This window comes from Curtobacterium caseinilyticum (genome assembly GCF_030363035.1).
In the GTDB taxonomy this organism is placed as follows: Bacteria; Actinomycetota; Actinomycetes; order Actinomycetales; family Microbacteriaceae; genus Curtobacterium; species Curtobacterium caseinilyticum.
In genome coordinates this window covers 160284-174253 of the sequence record NZ_JAUCMN010000004.1, presented here as the reverse complement: position 1 = coordinate 174253, position 13970 = coordinate 160284, and the positions used below count along the sequence as shown (strand labels likewise).

General features: G+C 68.6%; 9 protein-coding genes. 4 read left to right on the top strand and 5 right to left on the bottom strand.

Translation table 11 applies throughout. The features are described 5' to 3' along the window. Nucleotides 1–447: 447 nt before the first annotated feature. Nucleotides 448–2136 (bottom strand): glycosyltransferase family 2 protein, encoded by a 1689-nt coding sequence (locus tag QUG93_RS07505; RefSeq protein WP_289473305.1) that lies wholly within the window; start codon nt 2134–2136, stop codon nt 448–450. Next, nucleotides 2133–4856 (bottom strand): bifunctional glycosyltransferase/CDP-glycerol:glycerophosphate glycerophosphotransferase, encoded by a 2724-nt coding sequence (locus tag QUG93_RS07500; RefSeq protein ID WP_289473304.1) that lies wholly within the window; start codon nt 4854–4856, stop codon nt 2133–2135. The genes QUG93_RS07505 and QUG93_RS07500 overlap by 4 nt, the downstream gene beginning before the upstream one ends. Nucleotides 4857–5048: 192 nt before the next feature. Between QUG93_RS07500 and QUG93_RS07495 the strand changes: the two genes are divergently transcribed. Then, the gene (locus tag QUG93_RS07495) at nt 5049–6197 is read left to right on the top strand and encodes an acyltransferase family protein (RefSeq protein WP_289473303.1); all 1149 of its coding nucleotides are present in this window, start codon (nt 5049–5051) and stop codon (nt 6195–6197) included. Here the strand turns inward: QUG93_RS07495 and QUG93_RS07490 are convergent. The 3 genes from QUG93_RS07490 to QUG93_RS07480 all read right to left on the bottom strand — a co-directional run bounded on the left by QUG93_RS07490 (nt 6187) and on the right by QUG93_RS07480 (nt 9486). Next, entirely contained in the window at nt 6187–7860 is a 1674-nt protein-coding gene (locus QUG93_RS07490) for a glycosyltransferase family 61 protein (RefSeq protein WP_289473302.1), read from the bottom strand. The genes QUG93_RS07495 and QUG93_RS07490 overlap by 11 nt on opposite strands. Before the next feature lie 79 nt (nt 7861–7939). Continuing rightward, the gene (locus QUG93_RS07485) at nt 7940–8668 is read right to left on the bottom strand and encodes an ABC transporter ATP-binding protein (protein ID WP_289473301.1); all 729 of its coding nucleotides are present in this window, start codon (nt 8666–8668) and stop codon (nt 7940–7942) included. Then, on the bottom strand, nt 8665–9486 hold the full coding sequence (locus QUG93_RS07480) for an ABC transporter permease (RefSeq protein ID WP_289473300.1): 822 nt from the start codon (nt 9484–9486) through the stop codon (nt 8665–8667). The genes QUG93_RS07485 and QUG93_RS07480 overlap by 4 nt, the downstream gene beginning before the upstream one ends. Nucleotides 9487–9663: 177 nt before the next feature. Between QUG93_RS07480 and QUG93_RS07475 the strand changes: the two genes are divergently transcribed. The 3 genes from QUG93_RS07475 to QUG93_RS07465 are packed head-to-tail and all read left to right on the top strand — an operon-like array spanning nt 9664 to nt 13933. Further along, nucleotides 9664–11034 (top strand): glycosyltransferase, encoded by a 1371-nt coding sequence (locus QUG93_RS07475; protein ID WP_289473299.1) that lies wholly within the window; start codon nt 9664–9666, stop codon nt 11032–11034. After that, nucleotides 11031–12488, top strand: coding sequence for a glycosyltransferase family 2 protein (locus QUG93_RS07470; RefSeq protein WP_289473298.1), 1458 nt, complete (start codon nt 11031–11033; stop codon nt 12486–12488). The genes QUG93_RS07475 and QUG93_RS07470 overlap by 4 nt, the downstream gene beginning before the upstream one ends. Next, nucleotides 12485–13933, top strand: coding sequence for an ArnT family glycosyltransferase (locus tag QUG93_RS07465; protein ID WP_289473297.1), 1449 nt, complete (start codon nt 12485–12487; stop codon nt 13931–13933). The genes QUG93_RS07470 and QUG93_RS07465 overlap by 4 nt, the downstream gene beginning before the upstream one ends. Nucleotides 13934–13970: the final 37 nt, after the last annotated feature.

The window sequence follows — 13970 nt, the reverse complement described above, 5'->3', positions numbered from 1 at the left end:
CCTGCTCGTGGGAAGCGGACACGTCAGCGACGGTCTCCTCGTGCAGGACCGCGTTCGTCCCAGCGAGGACGACGAGGACGTCCGTCGAGCCCACGGGACGGACTGCAGCTGCCATCCGCTCGGGGCGAGCTCCAGCGCGTGCCCGACCACCGGCGAACTCGATCCCGTCGCCGTCTGCGTACGTCATCCAGGTCTCGTCGTCGAGCCCGTTGCCGAGGGAGCGAGAGCGGCCGGCGCTGAGCGAGTCTCCGACGACGGCGACGCGGACGGCGCGCCCCGAACGAGTCGCCGTGGTGGACTCCGACGCGAGTGTGGTGGCCTGCCGTCGCCCACCGATGCCACCGGAGTCCGACCAGGACCACGAGTCCCCCCAGGACGATCGAGAGCACGCGGCGCACACGGCCGTCCTGCGGGGTCGTCACTGACCGCACGCTGAACCGCTCGGTCTCAGCGGACCCGTCCCAGCCGCGCACGAAGGCGCGCTGCCAGTCCCGTCACGCTCCGCTTCGGCAACCGTCGGTCGATCAGGAACCGCCAACCGTTCCTGCGGTCGGCGAGTGGTTGCAGCGGGAAGCGGTCCTCGAGCGGCGGGAGCGGCATCCGGGCGGTCACGACCGGGAAGGACCCCTCGACTCCCTGGAAGGTCACCGTCGTTCCGTGCCGTCCTCGCTCTGGCAAGATCGATGCGGAGATCTCGGCCGACCAGCCGTCGGAGGTCGACACGGTTCGCACGGGAGTCTCAGCGTGCGTCGGCCCGTCGAGCACGAGTGTGGGGTGGAGTCCGACGACGCCGAGGGACGCCTTCCCGGACACCGCGAGCCCGCTCTCCGTGGCGGAGACCTCGGACACCACGAGCGGAACGACGTGACGGAGAGCCGACACCCTCCGCACCAGAGCCCCATCCGCCGTCGTGATGGCGCTCGCCATCGCGTGCTCCAACTCGGAGGCGTCTGTTCGCGGATCCACCCGTCCCAGCCCGTGGACGGCGCTCTGGACCGCTGCGGTGTCGAGGCCGTCCGCTCCGTTGACGAAGGTCGGCACCAGCCCTTCGGACGCGAGCGCCCGAGCCGCAGCGGGGTCGACTGCAGCGAGGTCGACGACGGCCCGGACCCACGCGCCGATGCGGGTCTCGGCTCCTGCCTCGAAGGTCGTCCTGGCGAAGTGCACCGCGGCGTCGAACAGGCCGTGCAGGACCAGGAGCCAGAGGACGCGGCGCTGCGCGGGCACGTCGTCGACCCGAGCGGCCGCCGAGCCTTCGAGGAGCGATCTCGCGGCGGCCGCAACCTCGGCGACGGCAGCGCTCGACGGCTCGGTGCGCAAGAAGCGGTCGAGGTGCGCCCATCCGTCGGCATCCAGGATGATCTCGGCGTGTTGATGCCGGAGGACGTCCGAACCCGCCGTCACCTCGGCGCACCGCTGCTCCTGCTCGAAGTAACGCAGCGTCGACTCGAGGTCCGCCCGACGTGACAACGACGCATCACCACTTCGATCGCGGTACAGGTAGACGCACTCCGGCACGACGTCGATCGTTCGAGCCCGGACGAAGGCCTGGGTCATGGGAAGCACGTCCTCGAGACTCGGCACCTCAGGGAAGCTGAGGCCGGAGTCGTCCCAGAAGGACCGCCGGAACATGCGGTTCCAGCAGGCACGCCCGGAGAGGAGCTGCGGCACGTCGACGGGACGAGCCGCCGTGATGTGACGGTCGAACGGCCACCACCGCTCGGTGGGACTCCACGTGCGGGCCGGAGCGAACTTCAGGTGATCGCCGATCACCATGTCCGACCCGCTCGCCTCGAGAGAGGACAGCATGCTGCGGTACGCTCCGTCCGGTACGAGGTCGTCGGCATCGGCGAAGGCGAGGTACTCGCCCCTCGCCACCGCGACGCCCTCGTTCCGCGCTGCGGCCGCGCTGAGCGCCGCCGACCGGACCACCCGGACCGAGGCACCGGCACCGGCCGCTCCCGTCGCGATCGCGGCCGTCCCGTCGACGGACCCGTTGTCCACCAGGACGATCTCGAGCCCGGAGACGCCCTGCACCGCGATGCTCTCGATCAGTTCGCCGATCCACAGCGCGCTGTTCCGCGCCGGGACGACCACCGAGAGCATCGGGACGGTGCCCTCCGGGGCAGCCGTCACAGCTGCTGGTCGAGGGGCACCGCGGGGTCCAGCTCCGCGGTACCGTCCCCGGTCTCGGCGACTGCTTCGGACAGCGCCGCTGTGCCGCTGCCCTCGATCACATCGAGGGTCCGCATCGCCTCGAAGACCCGCTCGCACGACCGGCCGTCGCGCGTGTGGAACGTCGCGGCGGTCCGTGCCCGGTACTCAGGCGGAGAAACCCATCCGTCGGCTGCGATCGACTCGATGGACCGCACGACTCCGGCTACGTCCGCTGTGACCGGGCCGAACCCGTCGCGCTCGTAGTCGAAGTAGCCGCGTCGGCCGACGTGGGTGCCGTCGAAGAACCGGTCGCTGTCGAACTGGAAGTAGGTCAGGGGGGCGTCGACGAACGCCGCTTCGAAGCCGAGTGACGAGTAGTCGGTCACGAACGCCGCGGCGCGCGCCACGACGTCCTGGACGTTCTCGTCCGCGTAGCTGAACAGCCGGACGTGCGCCGGGACCCGGAACTCGCCGAGGTACTGCTTGATGTTGGGGTGCGGCATGAACGCGATCTGCTTGCCGTGCTCACGAGCGAGGCGTTCCAACTCGGGCGATGCGAGGAGCGCTGCGTACTGCTGCGCGTACTCCGTCGCTCCGAAGTCCGCGATCTTCTGGCGATCGTTGGACGTCCCGACCCGATCGCCGAGCAGCCACTGCCGCCAGGTCGGCATGATCACGATCAGGTCTTGCTCGGCGGCAGTCTCACGCTTCCGTTGCAACGCATCGTGACGCGGGAGCCCGGTGAGGACCACCTCGTGCGAGGAGAACGAGTACGGACCGTGCCCGGCGATCGCCTCGTACTCCGGCCTCGTGGTGGTCACGAACCGGTCGAACGCCTTCCAGCTCAGCCAGCGCGACATGTCGTAGTTGATGACGCCGTGCTGCAGGAAGGTGAACTTGAAGTGGTGACGACCGTACCGCCGCCGGTCGAGCGGGTCGGTCACGTAGTGGTCCGCGTGCGACGAGGCGAAGTGGTCGGCGTGCAGGAGCAGCATCTTCCACTGCATCGTCCCGGGCTCCACGAGCCGGAAGCCCTCGCGCTCGAGCCGCTCGTGGTCCGGGGAGTCCTTGCGGAGCACGAACCACGCGTTGACCTCCGGACGGTTCTTCCGGACCCATCGGTACAGGTGCTCCGCGTTGTCGTTCGCATCGGTGTCACGGTCCATGAAGACCCAAGCGTGCTCGTACAGGCGTCGAGTCTTCGGAGCGCGCACCATCCACTCGAGCGTCTCGTCCTCGATGTTCCGCTTGGTGAGCTTCGCGCGCAGGTTCCGGTAGGCCTTGCCTGCACGCGCACGGGCGTGCTGCTTGAGGTCGTCGACCGGGGTGAACCGGCTGTTCACCCGTCGGCGGAGTGCCACGATGGCCGGGTTGAGCATCGCCGGTGTCAGGGTGTCCGGGTTCCCGTTCTGGTTCCACCGGGTGAAGACCTTCCGGTCGCCGTCGAGCCAAGCAGCGACGCGACGCCCCCGAGGCAGCCAGACATGGCGTTCCCGCACGAGCACGCGGTCGAAGAACGAGTAGTCACGCACCGTCTCGTGCAGCGGCAGCACGTCCGTGCCGTCGACGGAGAACCGTTCGACCGGCAGCTCGCCCGTGAACCAGTAGGACAGTTTCACCTGCTGACGAGACTCGTCCACATCGCTGAGTCGGACCCACTCGTGCCGCAGGGCCTCCGGGTCGTACCCGTACATCAGGGCATGCCGGACCGCGTACTCCATGCCGGTCAGGTCGAAGCTCCGGACCGCGTCACGGCTGATGAGCCCGAGGATCTCCTCCATCAACTCGTGGAAGCGCCCGAGAACGTGCTTCGGAGCGCCGGCCGTCGTCGAGTGCACCGACTGCTCACCCTTGAAGTACCAGTGCAGGTCGTACAGCACCAGGTTCTCGAGCCAGCGCGGCATGCCCTCCGGCTGCGCCGCGCCGCGTCGCAGCAGGTCGAGGTAGCCGAACTCCACCTGGTTCGTGTACTTCTCCGGCTTCGTGAAACCGCCTTCGACCAAGGAACTGCCGTCGCCACGCAGACGGTAGCGGTACTTCGCCGACGCCATGAGACCGATGTCGTGACTGCCGGTCTCGAGCAGGTAGCGGGCGGTCAGGTGCCCGTCCTCGAAGGTGGGACGGACCTGGTGGTCGAACGTGATCCCTGTGCTGCGGAGCAGATCGATGCGGATGAAGGACGAGTTCACCGAGAGCTGGATGATCGGCTCGACCGACATGTCGACGATTCGCGAACCCAGCCTGAACCGTGTCCGCTGCGGGTGGTTGTCGACGATCTCACCTGACGGCAGCAGCCGCAGCTGATGGGCCGCCGCCAGGTTGAGCGGGCGCGGGACGTCGGCGGCGCCGTGCAGTCGAAGGAACTTCTCGACCTCTTCGAAGTACCGCGGGTCGATCTCGTCGTCGGGGTCCGGGAAGGTCACCCACTCCCCGCGAGCCGCTGCGAGACCGGTGTTCCGCGCTCCCGACAGGCCCTGGTTCTCCTGTTCGATGACACGGACGTCCAAGGCGTTGCTCGCGGCCCAGTCCTTCACGATGCGGGCGCTGTCGTCCGGCGACCCGTCGATCACGACGATGAACTCGATCGCACTCAGGTCGGAGGTCTGCGCGTCGATGGACTGCAGGAACGCCGGGAGGTACTCCGCCACGTTGTAGGTCGGGACCACTGCGGAGACGAGCGGTCGAGGTGTTTCGTGCACGGGAGCGGTCCCCTATCAAAGATTGCTTTCGGGCGAACAAACTCTACCCAACGAGTGCGGTGCGATGAGGCCCGCTCACCGTGCCGTAGCATGCTGGCGTACCGCGGAGCTGTGGCTGTGCCACGTCATCGGAGCGCTGTACCGCCCCGCGCTGCGTTGATCTGCTCCTCCTCACACCGAAAGCGACGACGCATGGTCGAGACCTCACCGCCGCCGATCTCGACCCGTCGCAGCACGAAGACCGCTCGCGAACGGTTCGCTCTGCTCGACGGTCTGCGGCTCGCGGCGGCCCTCGCCGTCGTCGCGTTCCACTTCACGGCGCGGAAGACCGACGCATGGAGCACTCCGATCCAGACACAGGCGCCCGCCGTGTTCGACGTCACGAAGTACGGGCTCTTCGGAGTCGACCTCTTCTTCGTGATCAGCGGGTTCGTCATCCTCATGACTGCCTGGGATCGGTCCATCCGGGACTTCGTCTCATCACGCATCTCGCGTCTCTACCCGGCGTACTGGGTCTGCGTCCTGCTGACGGCAGCGGTGTTGCTGGTCGACGGAGCGCGGTGGTTCCGGGCGAGCGACGTCCTCATCAACCTGACCATGTTGCAGGAGTCCTTCGGGGTACAGCACATCGACGGCGTCTACTGGACGCTCTGGGTCGAGATGCGCTTCTACGCGCTCATCGGGATCTTCGTCCTGGTCGGCATGACGGAACGGCGCATCGTGGCCTTTGCCGTCGCGTGGCCGGTCGTCGCAGCGATCGCTCACAAGACACACCTGGACTTCCTTGCCTACGTCCTCGTGTGGCAGCACGCAGCGCTCTTCGCGGGTGGCATGCTCATCTACCTGATCAGCAAGAGGGGCAACTCGCTCCTGCGTTGGCTCGCGCTGGGCTTCGTCGCGCTCATGGCCTTCGCAACCTCCGTCCCCGAGGCAGCGGAGCGGATCCTCGGGACGACGGGAGCGGGTGTGCCGTCGGTCGCCGCGACGGCAGCCGTGGCCCTGAGCTTCCTCGCAGTCCTCTCGGTGACAGTCACGCCACTCCGTCGCATCCGGTGGAGGTGGTTGACGGTCGCAGGAGCACTGACCTACCCGCTCTACCTCGTCCACGAGCAGATCGGTTGGGTCGTGATCCGTCACTCGCAGGAGCTCGGCTGGATCCCTGCTGTGCTCATTGCCACCGGGGTCGCCGTCACGCTCGCCGCAGTCGTCCACTTCGGCTTCGAACGACGGACGTCGAGGGCACTGCGGTCAGCGCTCGCGCGAGACCTCTCCGAATGCACGGAGCGCGTGGCAACGCCCGGAACGGGCCACGCGGCGCCGGCACCCGTCGTCAACCAGTGACCTGATCGAGCGCTGCCCGGTTCGTCTCGAAGTCGAACTCCCACGACGAGTGGAACGCCTCGAGGTCGAACCCGCTCTTGCCCTGCTCTTGATCAGCCGGCGACCAGAAGTAGTGGAACTCGTCCGCCAGGAGTGACGCGTAGATGTGTTCGTTGCGGGCGGTGTAGGAATCGTGCGACAGCAGGATGACCTTCTCGAGGTGCTCGGCGAAGAGCATGTTGAACATGCCGGAACCCGCGAGGCCAGCGATCACTCGAGCGTTCCCGAACACGGTGGCCTGTCCCCTGGTCGAGAGCTCTTCCGGGTAGATCACCGCGAAGCCGCGATCCTCGAAGTACTGCTCGACCTCCGCGAGGTTCCGGACCGCGCGGTTCTCAGCGCCGCGCTGCCGTGACACGAAGATCTTGCGCGGACTGGTCTCGTCGTCCTCGACCAGGTTCTTGCGGAGTTCCTTCCACGTGTCCACGATGACCGGGTGGACGAAGTGCCAACCGCCGTTCTGCCATGCCTGGGACGCGCTGACGAAGCGGTCCACCGTCACGTCGCGGTGCTCCCAGTGGAGGTCGCGCTCGTCGATCCCGGCAGCCGTGAACAAGGCCTTCTCGAAGGTCGGCTCGTGATCGGCAGACGGCATGCGGTAGAAGGCCTTGAGGCCGGGGATCTGCCGCTTCGCCTCGCGCCAGCCCCAGAGCTTCGCAAGCGACTCCGTCATGACGTGGCCGAAGTGTCCGGGGACCGCGCAGGTGAGGTCGTAGTACTCGCCCGCCAGGTAATCCGCGCGGTGGTCGTCAGTGGTCAGCGTCGCGACACGGTCGTTGTAGTTGACGAGGTTGTCGTTCCAAGCGCGCCACGGGTGCTTGAACGACGACGGCAACACGGTCGACCCGTTCACCGCCAGCATCGCGTCGCGCAGCTGCGTCGGTCCGTGGAAGTCCTTCAACGTCAGTTCCGGGTACTTCATCTGAGGCGCAGGGAGACGCATACGCCGACGCGCTCCATGGCTCTCGAAGTGCAGTGACTTCGGCCCCTTACCCGACCCGCGCGACCCCATGAGCCGGACGTTGTTCGCGCCGAGACGTCCGGGGAGGACCGTCATCGCGTCCTCGTCCTTGACCTTCGCCAGGTGATCGCGGTTCTTGACGGTGACGCTGTACCCGTCGTCATCGAGCGTCAGCCCGGCGGAGCGGTCGAGCTCGGCCACCTCGTCGTCGGAGAGCTTCTTGGCACTCAGCGCCTGCCGTCCAGCGTCCCAGGCGCTCGAGATGGTCGTGATCGGGGTGATGTAGAACCCCCCTGACGACACGTGCCAGAAGAATCGCTGGAACCGCTCGAGACGGATCGGCAGGTCTTCGGCTTCCTCGTCGATGACCGCCGCGACGGGGCCGATGGAGGCGATGTACTCCTCCATCGCTTCCGTCGACGTCGCAGCGAACGAGGCGATCCCGTCGATGACCGGGATGACGTCGTGCGGCGTGATGACGTGGAGTCGGAACTGGAAGGCGTTCCGCCAGGTCGCGAGCGTCTCCCTGGTCCGGTAGCCGGCGATCAGGACGACGGGGCGCTGCAGCTCCTGTAGCGGCTGTGCATGCTCCGAGATGAAGCGGTCGAGCGAGGGAGTCCGGCGCAGCCAGCTCCGAGTCTTCGTCTTCTGGGCTGTGGCCATGCACAGCACAGTACCGGACCCGCATGTTCACTCAGGAAGCTGCGCGCGACGGAAGGGAGCTCCCCGCTCCGGTGGCGGATCAGACGGTCGCGTTGTACGCCTTCACGACCTCGTCCGTCTTGCCGATCATCTTGAGCTCTCCCTGGTTCAGCCAGGCCACCTCGTCGCACATGTCCTTGACGGTGCTCATCGAGTGGGAGACGAGGATGACCGTCCGGCCCTCCTGCTTCATCTCCTTGAACTTCGTGCGGCAGCGCTTCTGGAACGTGGCGTCGCCCACGGCCAGGACCTCGTCGACGACGAGGATGTCCGGCGTGACCGCGACGGCGACCGAGAACCCGAGCCGCACGTACATGCCCGACGAGTAGTTCTTCACGGGCTGGTCGATGAAGTGGCCGACACCGGAGAACGACACGATGTCGTCGAACTTCCGTGCGACCTCCTTCCGGCTCATCCCGAGGATCGACCCGTTCAGGAACACGTTCTCCCGCCCGGACAGCTCCGGGTGGAACCCCGACCCGACCTCGAGCAGCGACGCCTGCTTGCCGCGCGCGGTGATCGAGCCCTCCTCGGGCCACAGGATCTTCGCCAGGCACTTCAGCAGCGTCGACTTCCCGGACCCGTTCTTCCCGATGAGCCCGAAGGTGGTGCCCTGCGGCACCTCGAACGACACGTCCTTGAGCGCCCAGAAGTCCTCGTGCACGGACTTCTTGCCGCGCATCACCATGCTCTTCAGCGAGTCGTTCCGCTCGTGGTACATGCGGAACCGCTTGGAGACGTGTTCGACGGAGACGGCGGCATCGGTCACAGCAGTTCGGCCAGCTTCTTCTCGTTGCGGGAGAACACGAGGTAGCCGAGTGCGAGCGAGACGCAGCCTGCGAGGGCGCACGCGACCAGGTCGGTCCATTCGGGGAGACGGTTGTCGTACATGAGGTTGCGGAAGACCTCGGAGAACCGCTCGATGGGGTTGAGCTTGTAGACGGTCACGATCCACGGGTGACCGGCCTTGTTCGCCGCGTCCTCGACCAGCGACAGCGGGTAGATGATCGGCGAGAGGTACATCCACATCTGCAGGCCGATGCCCACGAGGTGCTGCATGTCGCGGAAGTGCACGTTGACGATCGACAGGATCAGCCCGACACCGGCGGCGAACATCGCGAGGAAGACCATGGTCAGGGCGATGAGCGGCAGGAACAGCCAGAACTTCGAGCCGGCGAGGGCGAGGGCGATGAGCAGCACACCCATCTCGACGAGCCAGGTGAACCCGAAGGACCCGACGGCCGCGAGCGGCAGCGTCATGCGGGGGAAGTAGACCTTCTTGATGAGCGACCCGTTGGCCACGATCGAGGTCATCCCGGAGTTGATGACGTTGCGCGTGAAGATCCACGGCAGCAGTCCGCACATCAGCCAGAGGGGGTAGATGTTCAGCCCACTGGGGTCACCGACCTCGAGTCTCGCCCGGAAGATGAACGAGTAGACGATCGTGTAGATCAGCATCGTCGCGAGCGGGTTGATCAGCGACCACAGCTGTCCGAAGACGGTCCGGCGGTACTTGCCCTTCACCTCACGCGCTGTGAGGTTCGCCAGCAACTCGCGCGAAGAGACGAGCTCGTTCAGGTACGACATGCTTCGAGTGCTGGCTCCTCCGGGGCGCACGGGAGCGCTCCTGATCGGATTCGGGACGGTCCATCCTCGCACATGCCCACGGACACGGCGGTCGGCGGGGCGCACGACGAGCGTGAACGCGGTCGGAACCGGATGGCCATTTCACGAACACTTGTCATTCCTGAGTAGGCTTGCACGGTGCTCGTCAGCTTCGCCAACCACTCGACGGCGCCGGTGAACCTCGGTGGGGCCGAGCGCTCGCTCCTCCGTCTCGTGGAGGACTGGCAGGCCAGCGACCCGACCTTCACCCCGTCCTTCGTCACCAAGGCACCTCGGGGCAAGTTCATCGAGGCCCTCGAGCAGCGCGGTTGGCAGTACGACGCACTCCGCTTCCGCGGGTGGGCCTTGCCGAGCCCGCAGCCCGCGCCGGCCGCCGAGCGCGCCGCCTTCGCCACCGTCGACTACGCGGCCGTGAACGCGATCATCCGGCTCTACGAGCGCCAGCGCCCGGACCTCGTCGTGACGAACACGCTGGTGGCGCCGTGGGCGTCGTTCGCAGCGGCGGTGCTGGGCATCCCCCAGGCGTGGTTCGTCCGCGAGTACGGCGACCTCGACCACGGCCTGCAGTTCCAGACCGGCCGCGCCGGGGTCCTCGGCGACATCGGGCTGATGTCCGGCGCGGTGATCACCAACTCCGAGGCGATGCGCGACCACCTCGCACAGTACGTCCCCGCCGAGAAGCTCTCCGTCGTCTACCCGACCGTGGACGTCGACCGGCTGCTCGCCACCCGCCACGAGGCACCCGCGATCACGCCCTTCCCGCAACCGGACCCCGGCCTGCGGATCACCGTGGTCGGTCGCGTCGAGGAGTCGAAGGGCCAGCACCGGGTCGTCGATGCGCTCGGCGAGCTGCGCCGCCGCGGCACCACGGCGAGCGTCTGCTTCGTCGGCAGCTGGAAGCACCCGGGCGAGGACGTCCGCCTGCTCGACCGCGCCCGCGCGCTGGGCGTCGCCGACCACGTCGTGTTCGCCGGCGAGCAGCACACCCCGGCTCCGTTCGTCGAGGCCGCCGACGTCTGCGTCACGCCCTCCACGATCGAGGCGTTCGGCCGCACCACGGCCGAGTACATGGCGCTCGGCCGCGCCGTCGTCGCCACCCGCGAGGGCGGCAGCGCCGAACTGGTCGCGCCGGGCGAGACCGGCACGCTGGTCGACGCCGACGACGCCGCAGGGCTGGCGGACGCGCTGGCCGCGTACGCCGCGGACCCCGACTCGGCCAGGAGGCACGGGGCAGCCGCTCCGGACCGCCTCGCCACCGTCACGGGGTCGGGTCACGACAACGCAGCCGCCATCGCACGGCTGGTCGCCCTGGTCGGCACCGAGGGCTACCGGCTCCCCCAGGTCGCGCGCTACTGGTTCGAGCTGCCCGGCGCCTACGCGTCCCTCGGCGCGACGAGCGCACGCGCCGCCGTCGGCCTCCTGGCGAACCGTGTCCGCAGCCGGAGCGGTCTCGTCGGCCGCGTGCTCGCCCGGCCGGCGGTCGTGGTCCGGAAGCTGGTGCGCCGGTGAGCCGGGATCGTCGACCGGTCACCGTCGTCGTCCCGATCTACGACGACCTGCCGGGCCTGGAGCGCTGCATCGAGGCGCTGCTCGAGACGATCGACTTCGACGTCGACCGGGTGCTCCTCGCGAACGACGTCGGGCCGAACGTCGACCGGATCGAGCAGCGGGTGCTCGAGCTCGTCGGTGACCACCCGGGCTTCGAGTACACGCGGAACCCCGCCAACCTGGGCTTCGTCGGCAACTGCAACCGCGCGGTGCTCGACCTCGACACCACGGGCAACGACGTGCTGCTCCTCAACAGCGACACGATCCCGATGCCGGGCTTCCTCGACGAGATGACCGCGGTGCTCGCGTCCGACGACACGATCGGCGTCGTCTGCGCCCGGAGTGACAACGCCACCATCGCCTCGTTCCCGTACGCCCGCCGCAACCCCCGCGCGACGCTCGCACCCCGGCGGACCCGCGAGCTGCACGGCCGCACGAAGTACCTGCTCCCCCGCTCCACGGTCTCCCCCGTCGCGATGGGCTTCTGCTTCCTCATCCGTCGCGAGATGGTGGACCGCTTCGGGCTGTTCGACCCGGTGTTCTCGCCGGGCTACGGCGAGGAGAACGACTTCTGCCTCCGGATCAACGAGGCGGGCTTCACCTCGGTGCTGGCCAACCGCGCCCTCGTCCTGCACGCGGGCTCCACGAGCTTCAGCGGCGACCGCGGTCCGTCGTTGCGCCTCGAGCACGAGCGCATCCTGCTCGAGCGCTACCCCTTCTACGCCGGCGCCGTCGCGTTGTTCCTGGCCCGGTACCGTGACGCGGTCGACGTCTTCGCCGACACCTTCCTGCCCGACGACGACGTCGTCCGCGTCGCCGTGCACCTGCCGGCGGAGCTGACCGACGACGTCATCGCGCGGGTGCGCGACCTGCTCGCGGCGGCACCCGACGACGTCGTGGTCACGGTGGTCGTCGCCCGGTCGCAGCTCCGCACCGCACGACACGGGCTCCCCGGTGCCACCATCGCCGTCGGCGGTCGTCCGCGCCAGGTCTTCGACGTCGCCGTCGCCCTCGGCGCGCTGACGACGTTCCCCCAGCTGTCCGCCCTCAACGCGAACGCGCCGCGGTGGGTCCTGGTCGACCCGGTCGCGCACGACGCCCGCTGGTCCCACGCGGTGTCCAACCACCGTGCCTCCGCCATCGACCGCATCCTCCGCCGCTTCGAGAACCGCAGCACCACGTGGAAGGGCGGCGCGCACCTCGTCCGGATCATCCGTGAGACCGCACGCAACGACATCGACCCGAGCGCCCTCCGCGCTCGCTGGCTCTCGGTCTCCGACATCGCCGAGGCCACCGGACTGCTCGTCCACCGTGCCACCGTCTCGATCCGACGGCTGACCGCGCTGACCTTCGGCGCTCGCAACCCGCGCATCGTGGCTCGCATCCGCGCCATCACGGGTCGCGGGGGCGCGTGACACCGGGTCCGCAGCTGCTCCGGCACCGTCTCGACACGCGGGCCACCCGGCTCGCCGCACTCGTCCTGGTCGCCGTCTGGGCGCTCTACCAGTGCACCTGGAACCTGCTCGGCCACAACGTCCACGGTGACGAGTCGATCTACGTCCGCGCGGGCTGGTCCTACGTGCACGGGGACTTCGCCGCGAACCGTGAGCACCCGCCGACCGGCAAGTACCTGTTCGGCGCCGCGCAGCTCCTCCTCGGTCAGGGCGTCCTCGGTCCGCGGATCGCGGTCGCGGTGCTCGTGCTCGTCGTCGGCGCGACCCTCTACTGGTGGCTCCGGAACGAGTGCGGCCACTGGACGGGTCTCCTGGCGGCCGGTGCGTGGCTGCTGACACCGCGCGACTTCCTCGGCAGTCGCGTGGACCGGTACGCCCTGCTCGACCCCGTCATGATCTGCCTCGCCGTCCTCGCACTGGCGACGGCGTGGGCCTGGATCCGCACCGGCAGGGGGTGGCTCGCACCCCTCTCCGGCGTGCTCTTCGCGATGTCCGTCACGACGAAGGTGTCGACCGTCGTCCTGCTGCCCGCCTTCGTGCTGCTGCCCCTGCTCTTCCGGCAGCCCCGTCGCCTCCTGACCGGTGGCGTCGCCTGGCTCGTCGCGTTCGTCCTCGTCACGGTCGCCCTCTACGCACCGATGGGCATGCGCTCCGCGATCGCGTACATGGTGCGGTTCCAGGACGGGCAGAACGAGCACGGCCACCCGCTGAGCATCGCCGGTACCGTCCACACCTTCGCACCGTGGTGGGCGAACGCCTGGTTCCTCTGGAACGGGGTCGGTGCCGCCACGACCGTCACGCTGCTGGTCGGGCTCGTCGCCGCCGTGGTCCTGCGCCCCGGACGTCTCGTCGCGTACCTCGGGACCGCCCTCGGCTGCCTGGTCGTCTTCTACACGGTCGTGGCCCACATCGCGCTCGCCAACTACTACGCCGCCTGGATGCCGCTCCTCGTCGCCGTCGCGGCGATCGGTCTCGGTCGGCTGGTGACGGCCCTGCCCCGTCCGACCGGCGTCGTCGTGGCCGGGGCGGTCGTCGTCGCACTCGCGGTGCCGTCGGCGGTGCAGAGCGTCACGATCGCGGAGACCCGTCCGACCGGCATCGCCGTCGTCGACACGTGGCTGCGGGATCACGGTCGCGCGCGCGGGGGCGTGCTGTTCGCCGCCGCGACCCCGACACTGACCGAGCCCTACTTCGCCGGTCGTGGCTCGATGGAGCCGGACGACGGTCCGTTCGTCGCACTCGTGGTCGGCGACGACCGCCGCTTCCCACCGAGCGACGAGGTCGAGCGCTTCCTCGACGACCGCGGTGCCGACCTGTCCCGGCACGAGGTCGACGGCTTCACCGTCTGGACCCCGCGCTCGGGCACGATCGTGCAGCGGGACGGCGTCCTGACCGTCGCGCGCTGACCGACGCTCCCACCGGCGGACGGGAGGCACGTGGCGG